The sequence below is a fragment of the Tamlana sp. 2_MG-2023 genome, assembly GCF_030548465.1.
Lineage (GTDB): Bacteria > Bacteroidota > Bacteroidia > Flavobacteriales > Flavobacteriaceae > Pseudotamlana.
Genome location: NZ_JAUOSF010000011.1, coordinates 16,429 through 41,985, shown reverse-complemented (window position 1 = coordinate 41,985; position 25,557 = coordinate 16,429). Strand labels below are relative to the sequence as shown.

The window sequence follows — 25,557 nt, the reverse complement described above, 5'->3', positions numbered from 1 at the left end:
AGTGAAGTTACTGTGAATTTAGTAATTAATGAAATCTTCAGGATGATTATTTATAGTGACTAAAAAAACAAGATGACAGCTTGTCAGTCTTTTGTAAATGGCACAAAGATTGACTTATACAACTCGAAATTAAAAATGAACAGTCAACAATATAAATAAAAAGTTATGAGTAAAATTATTGGAATTGATTTAGGAACAACCAACTCTTGCGTTTCTGTAATGGAAGGTAATGAGCCTGTAGTTATTCCTAATGCAGAAGGAAAAAGAACAACACCATCTGTAATTGCCTTTGTTGAAGGTGGAGAAATTAAAGTTGGTGACCCAGCTAAAAGACAAGCAGTAACAAACCCAACTAAAACAGTTTATTCAATTAAACGTTTTATGGGAAACAAGTATTCTGAATCTAAAAACGAAGCAGAACGCGTACCATATAAGGTAGTAAAAGGTGATAACGATACACCTAGAGTTGATATTGACGGTCGTTTATACACACCTCAAGAATTATCGGCTATGATTCTTCAAAAAATGAAGAAAACTGCTGAAGATTACTTAGGTCAAGATGTAACACGTGCTGTAATTACAGTACCAGCTTACTTTAACGATTCGCAACGTCAAGCTACAAAAGAAGCTGGAGAGATTGCTGGTTTAAAAGTAGAGCGTATTATTAATGAGCCTACTGCCGCAGCCTTAGCTTACGGTATGGACAAAAAAGGTACAGACCAAAAAATAGTAGTATTTGATTTTGGTGGAGGAACACATGATGTATCTATCCTTGAATTAGGAGACGGTGTATTTGAAGTACTTTCTACAGATGGTGATACACACTTAGGTGGTGATGATGTTGATGAGAAAATCATTAACTGGCTAGCTGATGAGTTTAATGCAGAAGAAAACATGGACTTAAGAAAAGATCCAATGTCTCTTCAACGTTTAAAAGAAGCTGCTGAAAAAGCGAAGATTGAATTATCATCTTCAGCTCAAACAGAAATCAACCTACCTTATATCACAGCAACTGCTAGTGGACCAAAGCACTTAGTTCGTACATTAACAAAATCTAAATTCGAGCAATTAATTGACGATTTAGTAAAACGTACTATCGAGCCATGTGAGTCTGCATTAAAAGCAGCAGGTTTATCAAAATCTGATATCGATGAGGTTATTTTAGTAGGTGGTTCTACACGTATCCCTGCAGTACAAGCAGCTGTTGAGAAATTCTTCGGAAAAGCGCCAAGTAAAGGTGTAAACCCAGATGAAGTTGTTTCTTTAGGAGCAGGTATCCAAGGTGGTGTATTAACAGGAGATGTTAAAGATGTATTACTTTTAGATGTAACGCCTTTATCTCTTGGTATCGAAACTATGGGTAACGTATTTACAAAACTTATTGAAGCGAATACAACGATTCCTACTAAGAAATCACAAGTATTCTCTACAGCAGCAGATAATCAACCATCAGTAGAAATTCATGTTCTACAAGGGGAACGCGCAATGGCTGCCGATAACAAAACAATCGGTCGTTTTCACTTAAGTGATATTCCACCAGCAAGAAGAGGAACACCACAAATTGAGGTGACTTTCGATATCGATGCGAATGGTATCATTAAAGTATCTGCGGAAGATAAAGCAACTGGTAAGAAACAAGATATTCGTATTGAAGCGTCTTCAGGTTTAAGCGAAGAAGAAATCGAAAAGATGAAAGCTGATGCTGAAGCTAATGCAGAATCTGATAAAGCTGCAGCTGAAAATGCTCAAAAATTAAACGAGGCTGATTCTATGATTTTCCAAACGGAAAAACAATTAGAAGAGTTTGGTGATAAATTATCTGATGATAAAAAACAACCAATCGTTGAAGCTTTAGAAGAATTGAAAAAAGCTTATGAGTCTAAAGATGTGGCTGTAATTACACCTGCTTTAGATAAAATAAACGAAGCTTGGAAAGTAGCTTCTGAAGAAATGTACAAAGCACAAGCTGAACAAGGTGGAGCACAACCAGGACCAGATGCTGGTGCAGGTGAGCAACCACAAAATGAAAGCAGTGATGTTGAAGATGTAGACTTCGAAGAAGTAAAGTAAGTAGAGAACCCATCTCGATGAAAACCGAGATGGTGTGAATCACTTATTCCGAACTTGTTTCGGAATCTCATATAGAATATAAAAGTTCTACAATATAGTAAAGCGCAATCTTTAAAGGTTGCGCTTTTTTTATACCCTTTTGTAGCTGTTTTTTTAATATGATTGGTTTAGTAACCCTATTTCTCGTAATATTGCTTGAAAATTAATTTATCCTAAAGGCATGAAAAAAATTATTGTTTTATTTTCCGTATTAAGTTTAGTCTTAACCTCTTGTTCAAATGATGATGTTGTTGGTTTTACCTCGGAAGATCTTATCGGGAAATGGGAGTGTACTAGCGTTGATTACGATGGTACCGCAACGGTTACTGTAAATGGAGAAACTTCAAAAATAACGATTACAGGAGAAGATATTAATAATTCTATGATTAGTACATTTAATGAAAGTAATAAAGTTTTGTTCACTCAAGGGACGTTTACTATAGAATTAAGAATGACTGTAGGTGGTGTTGAGAGAACGTCTTATTCCAACCTTCAGCAAATTTTAGACGGAGATAGTTGGAATCAAAATGGGAGAACCTTAAGAATTTATAAAGGTGACGAAGAAGAACGTTATGAAATTGATGAATTATTACCTACTTCTATGATACTTTCTTCTTCACATAAAGAAGATGTGCTTATTAACGGACAAGCTGCAACTGTAGATTTTGATCTTGTAGCCACTTACCGAAGTATAAATTAATAAATCAAATGAAAAAAATTAGCATTTCATTAGTTGTCTGTATTTTAGTTTTAACTTCTTGTTCTAGCAATGAAAGTGAAGCTTCAGATATTTCAGAAGATTTAGTTGGTACTTGGATAGGTACTGATTTAGTGTACGAAGGCTCGTATGAAACCTCATTAGGAGGGGAAAGTCATGAGACGATCTATCACGGAGAAGCTTATGATATAACTAACAAATTAACTTTTAACGAGTCGCCTAATACCGTAGTTTCAGAAGGGAGTTATAATGTTAAACTGGAATATACTGTAGATGGTATAAGTGATACAGAGTATGTAGAGGGTGAAGAATTCCTCGAGAATGGTTCATGGGAGCTTGATGGTGATGAACTTATAATTGAAAATGAAGATCTATCTGATTCTAAAGAAAGAGAAACTTCTATTAAAATACTTCTAATAACAAATGATAAATTAGTAATTAGCTCTACAGAAACCGTAGAATTGAAAGAAAACGGTGTGGAAATTAAGAGCCTTGTAAAAGTAACCTCTACATTTAAAAGATAAAATAAAACGCAATCAAGAACTTTGATTGCGTTTTTTTAATCTCAATTCATACCTATAAAATTTGTCCGTTTTCATCAACTTTTAAAGTTTTTTTAGAGCCATCCACTTTTATTTTTATTTTATATGTTTTTTCAATAGGCTTGTGTGGTACGTATGAAACATAATACACAGTAGATACAAAGGAACAGCCAGGGTGCGCCTTGGTTACTGAATACCTCACAGAATAAGGTAGCGAAACATCTTTGTATCTTTCAAAAGATTTGGTTAGTTCTCCAGCGCTGTTATAATTAGCAATAATACTCCCTTCATATTGATCGTGTTCTTCAAAAACGACTTGGTAACCATTTATTGATTTCTTATTAAATAGAGCTTGTTTCGTGATATCGTAATTAGCTACAGTGCTTTCTAGTGATCTAATGCGTTTTGCAGTTTGCATTTCTAGTACAGTGGATAAGTATTGGCTGTGTACGGCAGTAGCTGTTTTGTACTTTAATAATAGCAAGTCGTCAGATTCATAACTTACTTGAGCAAACATGAGGGTGGTAAAACCTAGAGTAAATATACCGATTAGTAATTTTTTCATGATAATAGATTTTTAAATTAAACAATTTGTTGAATACGTAATTCATTAAAAGAGAGAAAATTATTTAATTGGTTACGGCAATTTAAAGGATAAGATAATAGTAAAATGCAACCTAAGTAGCAGATTTGTAATGTTTTATGTTAAAATTGATGTATTACTTTTTTATTCTATCTAAAAGAAGGTTCATATTTAGTATTTTGATGTTCTTATTTGTTATTTCAATAATACCTTCTTCTTTAAACTCTTGAATATGTCTATTTAATACAGTACGTGTTGTGCCAATAAGTTGCGCCAGTTCCTTGTGTGGGAGACCATTTATTAATTCTAACTTATGGGTTGTTTCATTAGTGTGCTCGACGAGCAACTTTGCAAGACGAGTAGAAGTGGAATCTAAGTTTGAGCTTGTTACATAATCTTCCAAACCTTTCATTTTTATCATGCTGTATTCAAGGGCGTTTTTATAGAATGCTACATGCTCTTGCATCCATTGCTTTAAAAAGGTAATTGGAATAGAAAAGACTTCGGTGTCGTCTAAAGTTTCATAGTATACCTCATGGTGACACCAATCAAATACGTTATACAGGTCGAAAACATCATGTTGAGTTAAAATAAATAAGGTTATTTTTCTATCCTTTTTAGGGTTAAAGAAGTAGACTTTTAACCTTCCACTCGTAATAATGTAGAAGTTATTTACAGTCTCACTCCTGTCTAAAAAGCAAATACGTTTGGTCCATGTTTTTTGTTTACTATGAAAGAATAGTTCTTGTAAACCCTCATCAGAAACATCTTTAAATAAGGGGTTTTCTTTGAGTGCCTTAATATCATTATATCTATTGAGATGCATCATACTAGTATAGCTGTTAAATTAAAAGGCTAATACAAGTTTTGGGATGCTATTAATGTTCTAAGGAGTTTATAAATATAATGATTAATAACTTGAAAAACAGCTAGTCACAAGGTGATTTTAAAAAATAGTTTATTAACATTTAACCTTTATGTTTTTTGTGTTTTTATCATTTTTAGGTTGAAATTATTTTAGGAATATAAGCGAGATTCATCTTATATAATCTTTTAATCACATACTTTTGTTTTAAAATTGAACTATGCTTTTTTCTGAACATATTAAAAGTAAAAAACAACCCAAACGATTAGCAGTTAAACTGAATGCAAAAGGAGAACAGTTTGTATTGCAAGGGCATCCGTGGGTGTTTTCTAATAATATTGTAAAAATAAATGATGACGCTAAATCTGGAGATTTAGCCATTATTTTTGGAAAAAGTAAAAACCGTGTTATTGGTCTTGGCCTATACGACGGAAATTCCCCAATTCGTATTAAAATGCTTCATAGTGGATATGAAAAGGCAGAAATCAACGCTCAGTTTTTTCAGTTAAGAATAGAGGAAGCTTTTAAAAAACGAAAAGGGCTACTGAAAACGAACACCAATAGTTACCGTTTGTTATTTGGAGAAAATGATGGTTTTCCTGGTTTAATTGCCGATGTCTATGCTGAGGTCTTAGTGGTTAAAATTTATTCCGAAATCTGGTTGCCTTATATTGAAAACATCATTCCTAGTCTTCAGAAAATATCTAAAACAGAAACCGTAGTGGTTCGATTAAGCAGAAGTTTGGAGCAATCTAAACAGCATCAGCTTAAAAATGGTGAGGTCGTTTATGGAAGCTTAAAAAATGAAGTGGTTAGGTTTGTAGAGCATCATGTTAATTTTTCAGCAAATGTTATAAAGGGTCATAAAACGGGTTATTTTTTAGATCACCGAGCCAACCGAAAACAAGTGGGTGAGTGGAGTAAAGGAAAAACCGTGTTGGATGTGTTTTCATATGCGGGTGGATTTTCAGTGCATGCTTTGTATAACGGTGCACGGGAAGTCACCAGTTTAGATATTAGTAAGCAAGCTTTAGAAATTGCTGTTGAAAATGGCAAGCTAAATGCCTACAAAGGGAAGCATAAAATTATTGCCGGAGATGCGTTTGAAGAATTAGAAACGCTAATTAAAGATAATGTCACTTTTGATGTGGTGGTTATTGATCCGCCAAGTTTTGCAAAACAAGCTTCAGAAATTAGTTTAGCAAAGAAGAAATACGCACAGTTAGCTAGGCTAGGAGAGAAGTTAACATCCAAAAACGGCTTATTAGTATTGGCATCATGTTCATCACGTGTGCTTGCTGAAGAATTTTTTGAAATTAATTCTAGTGTTTTAGATAAAACCACTAGAAACTATAAAGTAGTTTTAAAGACGCATCACGACACAGATCACCCCATTGGGTTTCCTGAAGGCGCTTACTTAAAATGCGGATATTATCGTTTTTTAGATCAGCGTTAAATTTCATGAGGCTGTTCAAAAAGTATTAAAGTACGTCATTCTGAACTTGATTCAGAATCGCATCATATTGATAACCAGTCATTATGAGAACCTGAATCAAGTTCAGGTTGACGAAAACTTCACTTTTTAGACAGCCTCATTTATTTTATTCAAACCGTTTTTTCTCTCTCTGAATGAACGCTTTTAAATCGGTAGGTTTTTTACCTATTAATCGCTCATAAAAATCTGAAATTTTAGGTTCTTTTTGAAAACGAGGTAGAAAGTGAAGTAGAATCATAACCATTATCATTCCTGAAACCATGCCTTCACGTTTTTTAATACGATAAAATGTAATCGGATTTACATTTCTGTACGAAATAGGGGTTGGTATAATGCTGTTTATAAGCGTGGTTACATTCTCAAAATTTTTGTTTTCCAATCCAGTGATTTCGATGGCTTGATTTTTGAAATGGCCAAACTTGCTAAGCAGCATAGCAGCAACCTCACCAATGTTTTGAACATCAACCCAATTGAATTTTGCCTGTCCCGCCGGCAAGATAATTTCACGTTTTGTTTTGATATCTTTTATAAGTGTTGTAGTTAGGTTTTGCATGAAATAACTCGGTCGGAGAAAGATATGATCTAACCCTTGTTCAAGAATTAACTGTTCAATTTTATTATGCGGGATGGCTTTGCTTTTTTCAACACCTTGAACTGAAAGGAAAACGATCTGGTTTATCTGCTTTTCCTTGATTTTTAAAATTAAAGGTTTAAAGTAGGTTTCAATATCAGAAATATGTGGCGGTCTTAACAAAAACACTTTGTCAATGCTATTTAGGGCCTTATCATACGTATTAAAATCTTCAAAATCAAAATGAGTATATTCTAACTGAGGAAACGCCTTAAAAACGTTCTGAGCTTTTTTAACATTACGAACACCAGCAATAATCTTGTTTGCGCCATTGATTTCAGTTAAAAATCGAATCACTTCATAACCTATATTTCCTGTGGCTCCAGTTATTTATGTATTACTCATTTGAAGTTTTTTGTTGTAGGTTAAAAATAGGGATATCAAAATGATTTAATGAAACTTTATAATCTTAATATTTAGTGTCCAAGATTAAAATTAATACGATTAATTCAATTTGGAAATGATAAAAGTCATCCTAAAGAAATTAAAGATTTAATGTAGATCTGGCTAGTCTATTTTTGTTTATTATGTATGCATAATATTTTATTATATTTGATAAAAAAGAAATATGCCTATATCTTTAACCGAACTATTAAGTATTAAACATCCGATTATACAAGCACCTATGTTTTTGGTTTCCAATGTTTCTATGGTTAAAGAAGCAATGGATTGTGGAATAGCAGGTTGTATACCCGCACTAAATTATAGGACACTAGATGAGCTTAGAATGGCACTTCGGGAATTAAAGGCAGCAAAGGCAACAAATGGTGCTTTTGGTTTTAACTTAATAGTAAATAAATCTAATGTAAAGTTTAAAGCGCAATTAGAGCTTATTTGTGAAGAAGGCTGCGATTTTATAATTACTTCATTGGGAAGCCCAGCAGAGACAATTACTGAAGCCCATAAAGTGGGAATCAAAGTTTTTTGTGATGTCGTCGATTTAAAATATGCACAAAAAGTAGAAGCTCTAGGTGCAGATGCTATTATTGCGGTAAACAATGAAGCGGGGGGACATCGGGGAAACAAAACCCCAAAAGCTTTAATAGAAGAATTAAGTACAAACTGTCATATTCCTATTATTTCTGCAGGAGGCGTAGGTTGTAAAGCAGATATCGATAAAATATTAAGTTATGGCGCTGGTGGTGTATCAGTAGGCAGTCTTTTTATTGCTTCAGAGGAAGCAGGAGTCACCGATGAATATAAACAAGCCTGTGTGGATTATGGTCAAAAAGACATCGTCATGACCGAACGCATTTCGGGAACACCTTGTACCGTAATTAACACCCCGTATGTACAGAAAATTGGAACAGAACAAACTTGGTTGGAATCCGTTTTAAACAAAAATAAGGCATTAAAAAAATGGGTTAAAATGATACGGTTTTCAATAGGCATGAATGCGACTAAAAATGCAGCAACTAAAGCGACTTATAAAACGGTATGGGTGGCCGGACCGAGTATTGAATACACAAATAAAATATTACCCGTAAAAGATATTGTAAGACGATTAGTAAGCTAAAAGTCTTATTTCATTAAGTTAAATCTTTAATAAAGTTTTCTTGAGTACCTATTCTTAATGTTTATATTTGAAACGAATTAAATCCCTTAATTGGATAAAACATATTCCATATTTTAAAAATTAAAATGATGAAACAGAAATTAACACTATTATGCGCTTCTTTAATTGCTATTGTTTTTTATAGTTGCGGACCTTCAATTAAAGTGACTGATACTTGGAAAGCTCCTGATATTAGAGAAATCCATGACGATAAAATTTTAGTTATAGCTAGAATGGACGATAGAGCTTCAAGACAGTTATTCGAACAGGAAATTGTTAGTAAATTAAAAAGTGTTGGTATAAATGCTGTGCCTAGTTATTCGACTTATCCAGATATTAAAATTAATAAAAAATTGGAAGAGTCTGAAGTAAACGAAGATATCGCCAAGTTTAAAAAGGATGGTTTTGGAGCCGTAGCATTAACCGTAGTAAAAGATGTTAAAACAGAAATTAACACAGAACAATCTGGTGGTTATGTAGCAGGAGGTTATTACCCTGGTTTTTATGGCGGATATGGTGGTTTTGGCGGCTATTATGGTTCTTTCTACTCGCCTTATGGCATGGGAGGAAGTTACATACCAAGCTCTCAACGTACTTACGAATCGGATATTTACAAGTTAGAAACAGTAGTTTATGATTTAGGTAGAGAAAATTCTAAGCAATTGGTAGCTGTTGTAAACTCTGAAATTACAGACCCAGATTCGGCTTCAGGAGTTGCTAAACCTTACGCAGAAAAAGTTTTAGAGCAGTTTAATAAGTAAAAACTGTTATATCATACAGTTGATTGAAGCTGTTTCAAAGGAAAATATTTCGTCAACCTGAACATGATTCAGGTTCTCATTATCATTGAAAATCAGTATAATGAGGTTCTGAAACAAGTTCAGAATGACGCGATTGTAGGCTTTTGAAACAGCTTCATTTTTTTTAATGAAATATTAAAGTTTTAAAAAATATATTCTCAATGGAATTATCTAAAGAAGAAGTTTTGGCACGCGCCAATGCCGTATGTAAAAACACTTTAATGGAAACCCTAGATATTGAAATAGTAGATTATGGAGATGATTTTATTCTAGGGAAAATGCCGGTGACTTCAAAAGTGTATCAACCCGACGGTGTTTTGCATGGCGGCGCAACAGCGGCTTTAGCAGAAACGATGGGAAGTTTTGCTGTACAAATTCTAATGCACAACAAAGATGTGTTCGTAAGAGGTATAGAAATTTCGGCCAACCATTTAAAAAGTGTTAAAGATGGAAACGTGTACGCCAAAGCTGTTTATTTACACAAGGGTAGAACGACTCAACTTTTAGAAATACGTGTAACAGACGACCATGATAATTTGATTTCGTTGTGTAAATTGACTACTATTGCACTCCCAAAATCGAAATAGATTTACATGACTTCAGGAGCTTTTTTTGAACGTATAAAAACGCAGTATACAAACAATTTGCCATTTGTAGCTTATAGAAAACCGAATGCTTCAGAGTTAAATGGTTTGTTGCAAAATAATGACGAGTTATATCTTTCTGAAGATTATACAGAAAAGGGTTTTGTTTTCGCACCATTTGATAATTCAGAAAAAAGCATATTAATGCCTTCGGAATTTTCAGAAACATTAACTACGGTTTTTGAAACTTCAGTTACAGATAAAACTTCAACTGTAAATAGTACAGCCACTGCAGAGGACAAAATATTTCACATCAACTTAGTTAATCAAGGTGTTGAAGCTATTAAAAATGATGTTTTTAAAAAGGTGGTGCTATCCCGAAAGGAAGCTGTCCAACTCCGCAAAGCAGATCCTTTAAAAATCTTAAAGAATTTATTAAACACCTATAAATCGGCTTATGTTTATTGTTGGTATCACCCAAAAGTTGGTTTATGGCTGGGCGCTACACCAGAAACTCTAATTAAAATAGAAGGCAAACGATTTTCTATTATGGCTTTGGCCGGTACTCAAAACTATCAAGGGAATTTAGAAGTGACTTGGCAGGAAAAAGAAATACAAGAACAGCAGTTTGTAACCGATTTTATCTTAGATCATTTAAAACCATTGGCAGAAAGTTTTAAGGCTTCGGAAGTAGAAACCGTAAAAACAGGAAATCTACTACACTTAAAAACTATGATTTCTGCACAATTAAAAGATGAAGTTTCTTTAAAAAGTGTCATTGATGCACTGCACCCTACACCAGCGGTTTGTGGTTTACCTAAGGAAAGTGCCAAAGCATTTATTTTAAAAAATGAAAATTATAACCGTGAATATTATACAGGTTTTTTAGGGGAATTAAATATAGAAAAGACCGTTGCGCCACGTTCTGGAAGGCGAAATATAGAAAACAGAGCCTATGCTCTAACTAAAAATAGCACACAATTATACGTGAATTTGCGCTGTATGCAACTTAAAAATGAGCAAGCTTTATTATATGTTGGAGGTGGAATTACTAAAGGTTCTGATGCTGAAAAAGAATGGTTAGAAACCGTTTCAAAATCTTTAGTGATTAAAAGTATTATATAATTGTTGGTTTTCTTATTTTTGAGTGTTAACCAAGATCATCCTGATTAAATGACATATCCAAAAATTGCACTTGCTCAAACAGTTATTCAACTATGTAAATCAAAAGGGGTAAAGCATATTGTGATTTCTCCTGGTAGCAGAAATGCACCTTTAACAATAGGTTTTACTAACGATCCTTTTTTTAAATGCTATAGTATTGTTGATGAACGCTGTGCAGGTTTTTTTGCCCTAGGAATAGCGCAGCAATTACAACAACCAACAGCTGTTGTCTGTACATCTGGAAGTGCGCTCTTAAACTATTATCCAGCAGTTTCAGAGGCTTATTTTAGTAATATCCCTTTGGTGGTATTGTCGGCAGACCGCCCGAAGCATTTAATAAACATAGGAGATGGACAAACTATTAATCAGAAAAACGTATTTGAAAATCATGCTTTGTTTTCAACCGATTTGAAGTTGGATTTGAAAGATGAAAAACACATTCCTTCAAATGAAGAAGTTCCAGTTTTAGTCAAAGTAGAAGATAGATTCGAGCGTTTACTGGGTTTACAGAAAAATATTCAAAAAAGTAACGAGGAAGAAATTAATTTAGCCATCAATATGGCGATTATGAAAAAGGGCCCCGTTCATATTAATATTCCGTTTGACGAACCGCTTTATGAGGTTGTAGATAAGCTAACGGTTTCTCCAAAAACAGTTGAAGCTGTAGCAAAAGAACATGAAATTGAAGATTACGTCCTGCAATCTTGTTTAGAAGAGTGGGATACAGCGCCTAAAAAAATGATATTGGTTGGTTCTAATATGCCAAATAAAATAGAAAAGAAATGGTTGGATGAAATTGCAGAAGATGATAGTATCATTGTTTTGACAGAATCAACTTCAAACATTCATCATAATGGTTTTTTTCCAAGTATCGATCAGTTTATAGCACCATTAACAGAACAAGAGAAGGAAGAACTTCGACCAGATATCTTAGTGACATTTGGAGGCTTAATTGTTTCTAAAAAAGTAAAACAATTTTTAAGAAATTATCAGCCAAAACACCATTGGCATATCGATCGTAAACAAGCTAATGATACGTTCTTTTGTTTAGATAATCATATAGAAACGACCCCTAATCACTTTTTTGAATCCTTTTTACCTAAAATATTGCACTACGTAAAAAGTCAATATAAAACCCGTTGGCTCGACGTAAAAGGGAAGCGATTAAAGAAACATAAAGATTATGTTATTAACGCGCCTTATTCCGATTTAAAAGTCTTTAATAAGGTTTTAAAATCCATTCCAGACGATAGTGTTTTACAAGTAGGAAATAGTTCGGCAATTCGTTATACACAATTGTTTAAAGTAGATAAAACCTTAGAAGTATATTGTAACCGTGGTACTAGTGGTATTGATGGTTGTACCTCTACAGCTATTGGTTGTGCGGTGGCAAGGGAAGATAAGCCTACAGTATTAGTAACTGGAGATTTAAGCTTTTTATACGATAGTAACGCACTTTGGAATAATTATATTCCTAACAATTTTAGAATTATTGTTGTAAATAATCAAGGCGGTGGTATTTTTAGAATTTTACCAGGACATAAAAACACTGAAAATTTCGACACTTATTTTGAAACAAATCATAACCTTTCAGCAGAACATTTATGTAAAATGTATGGTTTGGATTATGAATCGGTTTCAGATGAAGACAAATTAAATACTTCTTTAAATAGTTTTTATTCGGAAAGTAAACAGCCTAAATTATTAGAGATTTTCACACCTAAGAAAATTAACGACGAAGTGCTTTTAGGTTATTTTGAAAATTTAAAAGAGATTTCAAAGAAAAAAGTAGTACCGAAAGATTCTGAAGCAAAATAGGTAATGGCTTTTATAATTTGAAATTAAATTATAAAGAGAAATTTCAATCATAAAAAAACGTATAGATTCTATGCGTTTTTTGTTTTTCAATAAAGTTATCTTTCGTTAATATCATTACCTTTGCCGCATGATAACATTAGGACAAGTAAATACGCTAGAAATACTTCGTGAATCAGAACACGGGATCTATTTAATCGATAATGAAGACAATCAAGTGTTGCTTCCTACGCGCTACGTTCCAGATAGTTTTAAAATTTACGATAAATTAGAAGTCTTCGTTTATTTAGATAACGAAGAACGCCCGGTGGCTTCTACCGATATGCCATATATTAAACGTGGTGAATTTGCTTTGTTACGTTGTAATCAAGTTACTGATTATGGAGCTTTTCTAGACTGGGGCTTAGTTAAAGAACTATTTTGTCCGTTTAAAGAGCAGGCTTTTAATATGAAAGCTGGGGGCTGGTATTTGGTGCACTGTTATTTAGATGAAAAAACAGAACGACTAGTCGCTTCAAGTAAAACCAATCGTTTTTTAGATAATACCAATTTAACGGTGCAACAGTTTGATGAAGTTGATTTAATCGTGTCGCACCCTTCAGATATTGGTATGAATGTTATTGTAAATAAAATCCACTCGGGGTTAATTTATAAAGACCAGATTTATAAAGATATCAGTGTTGGTGATAAACTAACAGGAATCGTTAAAAAAGTACGCCCGGGTAATAAGTTAGACATTTCTTTAGGACAAATAGGATATCGTAATATAGAGCCTAATGCAGAGCGTATTTTACATGAGCTTCAAGACAATTCAGGGTATATGAATCTTACTGATAAGTCGAGTCCTGAAGCGATTAAAGAGCAGCTTCAAATGAGTAAAAAGAACTTTAAAAAAGCGATAGGGGCACTTTATAAAGAACGTCAGATTGAAATAAAATCTGATGGTATATATTTAGTTTAAAACCTGTGTGTGATTGAATAATCAGTTGTTAAGAGTAGCTTTCACCCAAGCAACAGCTTCTTCTAAATTATTAAAATCCTTTTTATTAAACTTAAAAAAGTGGTCTTCAATGGCTGTGATTTTTTTAGCACTAAGGTTATAGGTTACAGTGGCATAGGCCTTAGCCGTTGGAAAGGCTTTATTAAATAAATAAGCTTCAGTAATCATGATAGAGTAGGAGTTTACACGATTACTGATAAACCCAAAATCTTCGGTTCCAAAGGCTTTTTTTATGAGCCTGTGGCAAGGTTCAAAAGTTATAAAATCAATAGTCACCCCTTCGTTAAATTCTGCAACCACATAGTTTTTAAAAAAGTATAGGCGACCTATATCTAAAGTTTCTAGATGAATATATTGTTTTAGTATAGATGTGTCATTGTTGGGCATATTTATTTTGAATTAGGGAGTTCAGAATAATAGATGTCTTGATGTGTAAATTGATGATTTTTAAGAAAGTATCAATTTTTAAGTAGGTTTTTTAACTAATTTAAAGATAATAAAAAATTTTAAGCTACGAAATTGTTTATTTTACAAAAAGAATTACGCTTCATAATTGAGATATTTCAACACTATAAAAATTCTTAAGAATAGTCTTTCACACTTCATAGCTTCGTTTATTATAATTATTTTTGCCCTATGATTAATCAAGATACCATCGTTGCACTAGCAACACCATCTGGCGCAGGTGCCATTGCTATCATTCGTTTATCGGGAAAAGAAGCCATTACCATAGCTGAATCTCAGTTTAAATCGGTTTCAGGTAAGCAATTGGCTAAACAGTCTACACATACCATTCACTTGGGGCATATTGTGGAAGGTGAACGTACCATTGATGAGGTTTTAGTTTCTGTTTTTAAGAATCCGAACTCTTATACAGGAGAAAACGTGGTAGAGATATCATGTCATGGCTCTAGTTATATTCAGCAGGAAATCATTCAGTTATTTTTACGAAATGGTTGCCGTATGGCCGATGCAGGTGAATTTACCTTGCGAGCCTTCTTAAACGGAAAGTTAGACCTAAGTCAAGCGGAAGCTGTGGCCGATTTAATTTCAAGTGACAACGAGGCGAGTCACCAAATTGCTATGCAACAGATGCGTGGTGGATTTTCTTCGGAAATAGCCAAACTACGTGAAGAGCTTTTAAACTTTGCTTCCTTAATTGAATTAGAACTTGATTTTGCTGAAGAAGATGTTGAATTTGCCGACAGAACGCAATTTAAAGAACTTATTTCCAGAATTACCTTCGTTTTAAAACGACTCATAGACTCCTTTGCTGTAGGTAATGTGATTAAAAACGGTATTCCTGTGGCCATTGTAGGCGAACCAAACGTAGGGAAATCTACATTACTTAATGCCCTTTTAAATGAAGACCGCGCCATTGTGAGTGATATCGCCGGAACCACGAGAGATACTATTGAAGATGAATTGGTGATTCAAGGTATTGGCTTCCGATTTATCGATACTGCAGGAATACGTGAAACCCAAGATGTGGTAGAAGGTATTGGAATCAAGAAAACCTTTGAAAAAATTGAGCAATCGCAAGTGGTTTTATACCTCTTTGATGCGACACAATTTGTGGATAATGCTGAACAGTTTCAAATAGAAATTGAAAAAATAAAAAACAAATACCCTTTAAAGCCTCTGTTAATTGTTCCGAATAAAATTGATAAGCTTTCAGAAGCCGAAGAAAAAGATTTAACCACCTTTTTAAGCGGTATCGAAAACTCCAAATATATTCTATTATCAGCTAAAGAAAACAGGGGTGTAGATGCGCTTAAAAACCAACTCATCGGCTTTGTAAACACAGGAGCGCTACGCAATAACGAAACCATTGTCACCAACACCAGACATTACGATTCCCTATTAAAAGCTTTTGAAGAAATTCAAAAAGTACAAGATGGTATTGATACTAATTTATCTTCAGATTTAATGGCTATTGACATCCGTCAGGCGCTATATCATTTTGGGGAAATAACCGGTCAAGTCACTAACGATGAGTTGCTTGGCAATATATTTGCTAACTTTTGTATTGGCAAATAGTTCGTCTCTCTTGGTAACCTATATTTTATTATCTGAATCATTTACCTTGATAAAAAATGAATTGATATGAGTCGGTATTCCCAACTAATTGATGGTTAATGAGTGGGGTGTCTGTTTTTTCTAAACTTAGAGCAAAATCCAAGAAGTACTTCAGGGTGAAAAATGGTAGTGTCAGTTAAAATTTATGTCTTGGTGTGGGGTTTAAAATTATTGTAGTTTTCTAAAAGAATATTTGCATTTAGCGCTATAAGTGGTTTATGGTGGGGTGAACTTGTAATTATTTAAGAAACGCAGGATTCAAGTACTAAAAACCTTTCTTTTGTATAATAAAATACTATTTTTGAGTTTAAATCAAGACGTTCATTTAAGTGATTAATCTTTTAAGCCGTTAACCTGTACGTTCTGTATCATTAGAATTTTTTTTAAAATAATACATAGTAAATGAAACCACTACAACCACTATCATTAGCATGTCGCACTTTTTTTTTAAGCAGTTGCCTTGCAGTACTAATATCCTGTAAAGGACAAACCTCAAGTCCTAAAAAAACAGAGACCACTCCTGTTGCTCAAACAGAAACTACAAGTTCGGATGAAGCAATTTCGACTGATCCAGTCCAAGAAACTCCCACGGATTCTATAAAAGGAAAGGCCGCTTTTGAAGCAGGTCTTATAGCAGCAGGTGAAAATAATATGCCAGCAGCGTTTAACGATTTTACCGAGGCCGCCAAAGCAGGTCATGTTTATGCGCAGTACAATTTAGGATTAATGTATGAGCAAGGACTTGGAACAAATAAAAATTTAGAGGAAGCAGTGCATTGGTATAGGGAATCGTCAATGCAAGGAAATTCGGCAGCACAATTTAATCTTGGGGTGTGCTATGAGAATGGCAATGGTACGGCAATAGATTTTGATAAAGCGAATGAATGGTATCGTAAAGCTTCGGTACAAGGTGATGGGTTAGCCATTGGTAACCTTGGGATGCTGTATATTCGTGGTCAGGGTGTCGCGGTAAATAAAGTTGCTGGTATTGCATTATTGCTAACCTCAGCTACTATGGATACTTCTCCACAAAATTCGGCAAGGAATAACATTGCATCGACCAAAGGTTTAACACCTGAAATGATTAGCGAAGCGCAAACGTTATCAGGAGAAATGACTTCAACTCAGAATATTTTAGAGCCACTGGATGCGTATTTGAATAAATAAGAACAAGATACAAACGGAATGATCGTTTAAGCTTTGCTGAAACGGCTTTTAAAAGATAATTTAAACCTCGTAAATAAGGATTGTTTATGAGGTTTTTTTATTGTTGAAACCCAATAATTATGCTGCGCTTAGATAGATCTTTAAAGATGTAGATTAGGGGGCGTTATGTATTTTGTGTTTAAGGGAAAGTTTCTGTATAAGTCCGATAATTATTTTCCTGAAGAAGGCTCCAGAGTGTAGCTTACTAAAGAGTTTAAAAAGGATGCTTTAGTGCGTACAGGTATTTTTTATGAAAAGACAATTAAATATACCCCTCGTTTAAACGGGGGTAAAGTTATGTAACTAATATAACTGACCAACAAGGTAAGCTTTGATGTTTGTCCAATAAAAACGATTAAAATACATTGACAAAGGGCTACTGTTATTTTTAAAACAAAAATATGGCCCAGACAATAAACTAGTTTCAAATTAGAAATCCCCAAACCAAAAACCAAACTAACCTACATGAATAAAAAATCAAAAAATCACAATCCGTTATTTAGTGCCCGTAGTTTGTGTTTGGTTGCCTATGTTTCTAGGTGCTCAAAATATAGATATGGCTAGGCTTTTGTAAAAAAAACTGTTTTCAAAATAAGGATTAAAGGTATATATTTATGTATTGCTTTATAGGCATGGGAGAGGCGTTCTATGGAGGGAAGGTTGAAGTAAGGGCTTTGTAGACCACTAGTCGAAGACTAGCGGGAGCGGGTAAGTCTTGTTTTAGTTTTCGACCATCTCTAAAGAAAAAGGGCCTCAGTTTTCTGAAGCCTTTCATCTTAAAAAAAGAATATCACTACTTTATAACTTAATTATTTTTTGTTGTTGACGTCCTGAAACTAGTTCTACTTCTAGTATATAAACTCCTGCTTGCAAATCATCAATCAATAAGGTTGCTGCTGTATTTCGAACATCAATTTGTTTTACCAATACTCCTTTAGTATCAAATATACGAACCAATGTAATTTGTTTTTTTGATACCATGGAAACAAAATCTTGAGCAGGGTTTGGATACCAAACTACTTTCAACTCGTGATCCTCTGCATCCAAAACGTATTGTTGTGTCAACTTGATTTTATCCAAGTTCCATTGCCAATTATTACTTCCTGTAGCTCTAATTTCTAAAGTATGTTGACCCGTTGTCAGGTTTATCTCATTTTGAGCAATTAGCTCCTGATAAGTATCCCATGCACCATTATTTTCAACGGCATCTACAGAAACGGCAACACCATCTATTAAAATAGTAATTTCAGCATTATCAGATGGTGAAGATATTAAATAAGTAAGCTCATAAGTTCCTCCTTCAGTAACATTAAAAGTATATTTTGCCCAATCTTCATTATTTACATAGTTGATTCCAAATTCACCTTTATTTACTCCTGTTCCTAAATCATCAACGTAAGTTCCTCCTGTTTCTAAAAATAATTCTGCTTCGATTGTCAACCCTTGAGGAGCATCTTCTAACAATGCTTCTACGATATCAACCAATTGGTACTGATTGTGCGTATTATCGGCATATCCACCACCAACTGTTCTGATGGTTGCATCTAATTTGTAATCTTCTCCTAATGCCGGTAAGGCGTTTAAAGGAATTGTAATGGCTACGGTTCCAGTTCCTGCTTCAACAGTTACTTTACCGTTTGCCAGCCAAGCTCCATTTGGTTGAGTAAGTACTACAGAGACATCTCTAGGAGCTACCGCTTTGTAGGCAACTTCTACTTCTATACTTGTAGTTTGCACAAATTCACTTGGTAAATTCACAAACTCTACGTAATCATCTGTAATTACTGCTTCTAAAATATCGGTAAAAATTACTGCTTCATCTAAATTATCTACCCAGTTACTACTTCCTGTAGGTCTAATTGCTATGGAAATTTTATAATCTTCCCCTAATTCTGGTAACGAGGGCAAATCAATAGATATAGCTACACTGCCTGATCCTGCTGGAACAGTTTCCATGCCATTTCCTAGCCAAGTTCCGTCTGGAGCGGTGAAAACAGCATATACATCTCTTGTTTCGGTTGCAGAATAACGTACAGGAACTTCAAAGGACAATTCTGGTTCCATAGCATCAACTGTTTGTGTAAAAGAAACGGAGTCTGTAGCGCTATTGCTGCACGTTTCTCCAGGTAGACCGTAACAGGTACCAGAAGCCGAACCGCTCCACGATATTCCTGCTACCCATGGGGTGTTTCCATATTCGTAAGCACCAACATCAGGATTGGCTCCTTGGTAACCATCGGTATAATTAATACCGTTAAGATCTATTACTCGCCCATAATCAATAGCTTGCGCATTGGCTTTTAAGGTGAAATCGTTATTGGTAATATTATTGAATGAAGTAGCACTAACCAAGTTGTTTTGTTTATCGGCAGTTGGTTCCCAAGTATGTTCATCTTCTTGATTACCCGGACGGTCGCTAGCCTCTTTTTCGGTTATATTATTCCAAACCTTAACGTTACTTTGGTTATAACCATTGTACCAAGCGCCCATGGTTGCCGAACCGTTTACAAAGGTATTGTTGAAGATGTTCAAATTAGTTCCGTCCCAGTTTATTTGAACATTTGTCCACTCCGTATTATATACGACATTGTGGTGTACGTCCCAGTTTTTGGAGCGGTTATCTAGATAAATACCTGCTGCTTTAAATCGACCTTCACGAGCATCGGAATCATGAAAAATATTATGGTGGATACTTGATTTTGATGCTCTACTATTGGTAGTGTATAATAATCCACCATCATCCGCAATTCGCATACTGTAGCTAATGTCGTTGTACGCAAACTCGCCGCCATCTACATAGGCTTGAATGACATCTTTTCCTGCCCTTGTTAAAGTATTGTTGCGATAGGATCCACCTGTAGCACCTCTGGTATTCAATACACAATCGTAGTTTCCTAAATAATTAAAATCATGTACATAAGAATTTAGAAGTTTGTTATTGTCGCCTTTGTCGTAAACGCCATTTCCACCGCCCCAAGCTATTTCGCATCGCTCTACAGTGTTGTTTCTACCTGTCATCAATACACTTTGTCTTCCGGAGTCAAAGCTATTAATCACATTTAGCGTGTGGTTCCCATAGAAACTAGACACCTGATACACACGATTGTTGTCTCCTGATAGTGTTATTTCGCCTCCAAATACGGCTAAATTTTCAACGTGAATATAGTTTTTATTTAAATTAATGGTTTGCTGTCTTTTTCTGAATTGGATAGTGTTGTCTGTCGGAGCACCACCACCATCGATTTGAACGTACAGCGTGTTGTTGCTATAGAACCACTCGTTTTTATAATCTAAGGCTTCTTTAATGCCTTGCAAAAAGAACTCGCCCCGTTTTACACCATGACCCGTATAGCCAGGATGGTGCTTTTCATTAATCCAATTTAGATTTTTATTGAGATAAAAATTGATTTGGTTTGCACTAGAACCTGTAATATAATCCGTCCAGGCCAAGAATCCGGCACCACCATAAAAATGAATCGTACCACCATTTTCCCATTTTCCAGCATAAGGAATCGAGGCTTCATGGCCATTTCTATTGTTACCATAGTTTAATACCGATCTACTTCCACCTGCTGTACCTGTATTACAGGCGGGTAAATAATCTCTTTCGAATAGGTTTTGAGGTGTGTTATTGGGCCATCGGGCTAAGTCCATTAATTGATTGTTGTGCAAACACATGTTGTCTTGCCCTAAATCCCAGTTTACAGTCGCCTTATAAACATTACCATTATCCAAAGTCCAATTATTAACAGCTTGCATAGCCGTTATAATGACAGCTTCACCAGGTGCACCCCTAAAAGTAATGGGGTTACCCGCTGTACCTGAGTTTTTTGGGGTTAGTGTTTCTTCATAAGTTCCTTCATGAATAATTACGACATCACCTGCAACAGCGACATTTGCTGCTTTTTCAATGGTTCGATAAGGGGATGCTTCTGTTCCTGAATTGGAATCGTTTCCTGTTTTTGATACATGAATTTCCGCTGAAAAACAGACATGCACCACAAGAGCCAGTAATAGACTCGCGTAGGTTTTTGGTTTCATTGTAGTGTAGTTGTTTAATTTGTAGGTATAAACATACAAAAAAATACTTTCTTAAATAGCAAGGAAAAAAACATTCTATGTCTATGTAGAGTTTATTTCTAGTACTATGGTAATACTAGTCTATTTTATTTGAAATGCCTTTTGTTTAAGTATCGGATAAAAAATAAACATATTGTTAGTCTTTTGACTTTCAGTGTTTAATGAGGTGTTTGCGATAAAGGAGAAACCATGCCTGCATATGTGTATTACTTTTCTTCCATGTTTTATAATTTTTGTTGGGCATGTTTTGTGCAGGTATAGACCTACATTGTAACACTAGACAAACGCCTAACGCAATAGAAAATCATTAGTTATAAAAATTTCTATTTTCTCCCCTGTGCAGTTTTTGTCTAGTACTAGTGTGCTACCTAAGCTATTTTATTTGAATAACTTTTCATGTTTATTAAGAATTCAGAATTAATTTCAAAAAAAACATATGAAATATTATTTAGTGTTATTGTGCTTAGGGCTTTGTTTACCAGCTACCACACAGAATTACGATTGGGAAAACCCTGAAGTTATAGGAATAAATAAAGAAGCAGGGCATGCCTATTTTATTTCATACGATTCGGAAAAAGACGCCTTAAATGAGGATTTGGAAACCAGTCATTATAAATCTCTCAACGGTATTTGGAAATTTAAATGGAGTGCTAATCCTAACGAAAGATCCAAAAATTTTTACCAAAAGGGGAACACTGAATTAAAAGATGAAATCCCTGTGCCATCCAACTGGGAAATGCAGCATTATGGCTATCCGTTTTACGCGAATATTACCTATCCGTTTCCTAAAAACAAACCTTTTGTTCCTCATGATTATAACCCGGTAGGCCAATATAAAAGAGAATTTAATATTGATGCCGATTGGAGTAACAAGGAGGTTTATATTCACTTTGGGGCTGTAAAATGTGCTTTCTATTTATGGATTAATGGAAAGAAAGTAGGCTACAGCCAAGGCAGTAAGTTACCAGCAGAATTTAATATCACTAAATTTATTAAACCAGGAATAAATGATGTTGCTATTGAGGTTTATAAGTTCACAGATGCTAGTTATATTGAAGATATCGATTTTTGGCGTTTGGCAGGGGTAGAGCGAGACGTGTTTCTCCATGCGCGCCCAAAATTAATGGTGCAAGACTTTTTTGCAAAGGCAACTTTAAACGAATCCTTTACAAAAGGTGTTTTGGATTTGTCGGTGGATTTAAAGAATGTTACCGCGAAGCAGTCCACAAATATATCAGTAAAACTTTACGACGGAAATCAAGTGGTTTACACCGAAAACAGGAAACAGACCGTAAATAAAGAAGCAGGTAGTACCATTCAATTTCAAACGGAAATAGACCAAATTAAACCCTGGTCGGCAGAAAAACCAAACCTATACACGTTACTTATCAGCTTAAAAAATAGTCAAGGGATAGTACAGGAATCTATTGCTCAAAAAATTGGTTTTAGAAGTGTTGTTCTTAAAAACGGACAATTATTAGTAAACGGTGAACCTGTTTTATTTAAAGGGGTAAACCGCCATGAACATGACCCTGTTTTAGGTCATGTAACGACAAAGGAAATGATGCTAAAGGACATCCAGTTGATGAAACAATTTAATATCAACGCAGTAAGAACCTCTCACTATCCTAATGATCCGTATTGGTATACACTTTGTAACAAATACGGACTGTATGTAATTGATGAAGCCAACGTAGAAGCACATGGCTATGGCTGGATAGTTAATGAGGTGGCAAGAGATTCCAGTTATTATACCGCTATTACCGATAGGATTCAGCGTGTTTTTAATAGAGATAAAAATAACCCATCGGTTATCATTTGGTCCATGGGTAATGAAGCAGGTACCGGACAACCGTTTATTGACAGTTACCAATGGCTAAAGAAACAGGATAATACACGGTTGGTATCTTATGATCGTGCCGAGGTAGATCCAGATTTTGATCATGTAAGACATACCGATATTATTGGCTACATGTATGCTCCAATAATAGATATTAAAAAAGAGCACTTGCCTGCAAACCCAGAGCGGCCTTTTATTTGGGTGGAATATGCGCACTCTATGGGGAATAGTACAGGAAACTTAAAAGAGTTATGGGATTTTGTTAGAAAAGAGCCAAGAGTTCAAGGTGGATTTATTTGGGATTGGGTAGACCAAGGAATAACAAAAACTTCCGACAATGGAGAGAAATATTGGGCTTATGGTGGTGATTTTGAGCCAGAAGGAGCAGATCATGCAGGCCCTTTTTGTTTGAACGGCATTGTTTTCCCTGATAGAACAATTCAACCAGCCCTTTGGGAAGTTAAAAAACAATATCAAAACATACATGTAAAATTAACAGATGCCAACGCCTTGACTTTTGAAGTGTTTAATGAACATTTTTTCACCAATTTGTCTGATTTTAATTTGGAATGGGATCTGTTAAAAAATGGCCGACCGGTTAAAAGCGGAAGTCTGGAATTATCAGTAGTACCACAATCCACAAAGATGTTTAGTTTAGAGGTCAATTTATCTAAGGAAACCTCCAAAGATGAATACATAATTAATTTTCATTGGAAACTTAAAAAGGCTACAGAATTTTTGGAAGCAGGACATATTGTTGCCAAAGATCAATTTATCCTTAAAGATGGACGTTTTCCTTCAAAAGAAAATGTTTCAAAAGCTGTTATACAAGTGTCTGAAACAGATAAACGCATTGAACTTACTTGCGAGTCCAATATTAAAATAACTTTCGACAAAGTAAAAGGAACTTTAACTTCCTATATGGTTGATGAAGAAGAATGGATGGCTGCGCCTTTACTATTAAATATGTGGAGAGCTCCAATAGATAATGATTTAGGAGCTAAAACACCAGAGAACTCTATGAATTGGAAAGCGGTTGAAAGTAAATTGAAATTAAAGCATGTGGCATGGAGAGCACTTGATGATAATCGCGTGATGATTAGTTTTAGAAAGGAAAACCCTGAAATAGCTAATTTTTTTATTAATTATACGGTAGATGGCTATGGGAAAATTAAAACGCAATATGTATTTGAAAAAACAGGAGGAAGCGGATTAATACCGCGTATGGGAATGAATGTGAAGCTTGTTAAAACTTTAGATCAAGTATTCTACTATGGAAGAGGACCGCACGAAAATTATCCAGACAGAAACCAATCGGCTTTTTTAGGTGTTTATAAATCCAATGCTAAAGACTTTTATGTGCCATACATTCGGCCACAAGAAAACGGATATAGAACAGATGTTCGTTGGTTAGAGTTAATGAATGATAAAAACAAAGGTTTAAGGTTTACTAGTCCGCAAAAGCTTAATTTCAATGTTAACCGGTTTAATAATGAAGATTTTGAGCCAACAGGAAGAAATCGTCATACCACAGATATTCGACCTAGAAATCATGTAAACTTAAATATTGATTATAAACAAATGGGCGTAGGAGGAGATACGAGTTGGGGCGTATTGCCTTACCAAGATTATTTGATTTTTCCAGAACCTATGAAGTATACATTTTATATAGAACCAATTATGGATTAACTTATTACTTTGAAAATAATAAAGGGTTGTTAAATGTGTCATTTTAGGTACTCTTCCATGGATGAAAAATAATTACATTTTTTTACACACGGCCGATTTTGGTGATAAAAAAACAATAAAACGTTAGTTATGAGTATTAATTATAGCATAAAAATTGTTCAATAAGGCATAATGGATTGTGTTTGTATTTTGATTTTTTTACAATTACCTTTGAAATGAGTAGGTGGCAAAACAACCTTCCTCTATAAAAGATTCACAAATGGATAAAAATGCAGTTCAAGACCTGCAATCGGAAGATAGACTTAAATTAAAAGCAATATATAATGAATATCGAACTGAGTTTTTGAACTTTGGGAAAAGGTATAATTTGAATGAAGATGACCTATCAGACGTGTATCAAGAGGCTTTTTTAGCACTTCGAAAATTGGCAATAAAAGGAACGTTAGATGATGTTAAAAGTAGTATGAAGACGTACCTTTTCGGTATCTGCAAGTTTAAAATTTACGACGTATTAAAGAGAAAAAAGGTAAAAATACCTTACGAAGCCAAATTACATGTGGTTGAGGAGGAAATTCAAGAGATAGAAATCGATAGAGAGCCCCCATTGACTGAAAAACAGTCGTTATTGCGTAATTACTTTAAGGAGTTAGGAGAAAAGTGTCAACAGGTGTTAACCATGTACTATTATCGTGGACTAAATATTAAAGAAATTGTTGAGGAGGGGGGATACGGCAATGAAAATGTAGTAAAAGCTCAAAAATCGCGATGTTTGAAAACGTTAAGAGAACTATGTAACGGATAG

General features: G+C 34.6%; 19 protein-coding genes. 14 read left to right on the top strand and 5 right to left on the bottom strand.

Annotated elements, in window-relative coordinates:
• The first annotated feature begins 165 nt into the window (after nucleotides 1-165).
• From dnaK to Q4566_RS14850, 3 genes are all read left to right on the top strand, one after another.
• Nucleotides 166-2,070, top strand: coding sequence for a molecular chaperone DnaK (gene dnaK, locus Q4566_RS14860; RefSeq protein ID WP_303422858.1), 1,905 nt, complete (start codon nucleotides 166-168; stop codon nucleotides 2,068-2,070).
• Between the two features lie 220 nt (nucleotides 2,071-2,290).
• Nucleotides 2,291-2,809, top strand: coding sequence for a hypothetical protein (locus Q4566_RS14855; protein WP_303422855.1), 519 nt, complete (start codon nucleotides 2,291-2,293; stop codon nucleotides 2,807-2,809).
• A gap of 8 nt (nucleotides 2,810-2,817) precedes the next feature.
• Nucleotides 2,818-3,351 (top strand): hypothetical protein, encoded by a 534-nt coding sequence (locus Q4566_RS14850; RefSeq protein WP_303422853.1) that lies wholly within the window; start codon nucleotides 2,818-2,820, stop codon nucleotides 3,349-3,351.
• A gap of 52 nt (nucleotides 3,352-3,403) precedes the next feature.
• On the opposite strand, the gene Q4566_RS14845 is transcribed toward Q4566_RS14850, so the two are convergent.
• Nucleotides 3,404-3,934 (bottom strand): hypothetical protein, encoded by a 531-nt coding sequence (locus tag Q4566_RS14845; protein ID WP_303422851.1) that lies wholly within the window; start codon nucleotides 3,932-3,934, stop codon nucleotides 3,404-3,406.
• A gap of 154 nt (nucleotides 3,935-4,088) precedes the next feature.
• Nucleotides 4,089-4,781, bottom strand: coding sequence for a Crp/Fnr family transcriptional regulator (locus tag Q4566_RS14840; RefSeq protein WP_303422849.1), 693 nt, complete (start codon nucleotides 4,779-4,781; stop codon nucleotides 4,089-4,091).
• Nucleotides 4,782-5,037: 256 nt separating this feature from the next.
• On the opposite strand from Q4566_RS14840, the gene Q4566_RS14835 reads away from it, so the two are divergent.
• Nucleotides 5,038-6,273: a class I SAM-dependent rRNA methyltransferase gene (locus tag Q4566_RS14835; RefSeq protein WP_303422847.1), complete on the top strand. Its 1,236-nt coding sequence runs from the start codon at nucleotides 5,038-5,040 to the stop codon at nucleotides 6,271-6,273.
• 145 nt (nucleotides 6,274-6,418) lie between these two features.
• Here Q4566_RS14835 and Q4566_RS14830 read toward each other — a convergent pair whose 3' ends face one another.
• Entirely contained in the window at nucleotides 6,419-7,273 is an 855-nt protein-coding gene (locus Q4566_RS14830; RefSeq protein ID WP_303422891.1) for an NmrA family NAD(P)-binding protein, read from the bottom strand.
• A 238-nt stretch (nucleotides 7,274-7,511) separates the two neighbouring features.
• On the opposite strand from Q4566_RS14830, the gene Q4566_RS14825 reads away from it, so the two are divergent.
• The 6 genes from Q4566_RS14825 (at nucleotide 7,512) to Q4566_RS14800 (ending at nucleotide 13,822) form a co-directional block, all read left to right on the top strand.
• Nucleotides 7,512-8,459: a nitronate monooxygenase family protein gene (locus tag Q4566_RS14825; RefSeq protein ID WP_303422844.1), complete on the top strand. Its 948-nt coding sequence runs from the start codon at nucleotides 7,512-7,514 to the stop codon at nucleotides 8,457-8,459.
• Between the two features lie 125 nt (nucleotides 8,460-8,584).
• The gene (locus Q4566_RS14820) at nucleotides 8,585-9,259 is read left to right on the top strand and encodes a hypothetical protein (protein WP_303422841.1); all 675 of its coding nucleotides are present in this window, start codon (nucleotides 8,585-8,587) and stop codon (nucleotides 9,257-9,259) included.
• A 200-nt stretch (nucleotides 9,260-9,459) separates the two neighbouring features.
• Nucleotides 9,460-9,885 (top strand): PaaI family thioesterase, encoded by a 426-nt coding sequence (locus tag Q4566_RS14815; protein WP_303422839.1) that lies wholly within the window; start codon nucleotides 9,460-9,462, stop codon nucleotides 9,883-9,885.
• A gap of 6 nt (nucleotides 9,886-9,891) precedes the next feature.
• Nucleotides 9,892-11,007 carry a chorismate-binding protein gene (locus tag Q4566_RS14810; protein ID WP_303422836.1) on the top strand — a complete coding sequence of 372 codons (1,116 nt, stop codon included), beginning with the start codon at nucleotides 9,892-9,894 and terminating at the stop codon, nucleotides 11,005-11,007.
• A gap of 48 nt (nucleotides 11,008-11,055) precedes the next feature.
• Entirely contained in the window at nucleotides 11,056-12,864 is a 1,809-nt protein-coding gene (gene menD, locus Q4566_RS14805; protein WP_303422834.1) for a 2-succinyl-5-enolpyruvyl-6-hydroxy-3-cyclohexene-1-carboxylic-acid synthase, read from the top strand.
• Nucleotides 12,865-12,991: 127 nt separating this feature from the next.
• The gene (locus Q4566_RS14800) at nucleotides 12,992-13,822 is read left to right on the top strand and encodes a S1 RNA-binding domain-containing protein (RefSeq protein ID WP_303422831.1); all 831 of its coding nucleotides are present in this window, start codon (nucleotides 12,992-12,994) and stop codon (nucleotides 13,820-13,822) included.
• Between the two features lie 21 nt (nucleotides 13,823-13,843).
• Here the strand turns inward: Q4566_RS14800 and Q4566_RS14795 are convergent, their stop codons facing one another.
• Nucleotides 13,844-14,248: a hypothetical protein gene (locus tag Q4566_RS14795; protein ID WP_303422828.1), complete on the bottom strand. Its 405-nt coding sequence runs from the start codon at nucleotides 14,246-14,248 to the stop codon at nucleotides 13,844-13,846.
• Nucleotides 14,249-14,497: 249 nt separating this feature from the next.
• Here Q4566_RS14795 and mnmE point away from each other — a divergent pair, with 249 nt between their 5' ends.
• Nucleotides 14,498-15,901, top strand: coding sequence for a tRNA uridine-5-carboxymethylaminomethyl(34) synthesis GTPase MnmE (gene mnmE / locus Q4566_RS14790; RefSeq protein WP_303422825.1), 1,404 nt, complete (start codon nucleotides 14,498-14,500; stop codon nucleotides 15,899-15,901).
• A gap of 690 nt (nucleotides 15,902-16,591) precedes the next feature.
• Nucleotides 16,592-17,107 (top strand): tetratricopeptide repeat protein, encoded by a 516-nt coding sequence (locus Q4566_RS14785; protein WP_303422822.1) that lies wholly within the window; start codon nucleotides 16,592-16,594, stop codon nucleotides 17,105-17,107.
• 837 nt (nucleotides 17,108-17,944) lie between these two features.
• Here Q4566_RS14785 and Q4566_RS14780 read toward each other — a convergent pair.
• On the bottom strand, nucleotides 17,945-21,187 hold the full coding sequence (locus Q4566_RS14780; RefSeq protein WP_303422819.1) for a carbohydrate-binding protein: 3,243 nt from the start codon (nucleotides 21,185-21,187) through the stop codon (nucleotides 17,945-17,947).
• Between the two features lie 475 nt (nucleotides 21,188-21,662).
• On the opposite strand from Q4566_RS14780, the gene Q4566_RS14775 reads away from it, so the two are divergent.
• Nucleotides 21,663-24,755, top strand: coding sequence for a glycoside hydrolase family 2 TIM barrel-domain containing protein (locus Q4566_RS14775; RefSeq protein WP_303422816.1), 3,093 nt, complete (start codon nucleotides 21,663-21,665; stop codon nucleotides 24,753-24,755).
• 259 nt (nucleotides 24,756-25,014) lie between these two features.
• Entirely contained in the window at nucleotides 25,015-25,557 is a 543-nt protein-coding gene (locus tag Q4566_RS14770; RefSeq protein WP_303422812.1) for an RNA polymerase sigma factor, read from the top strand.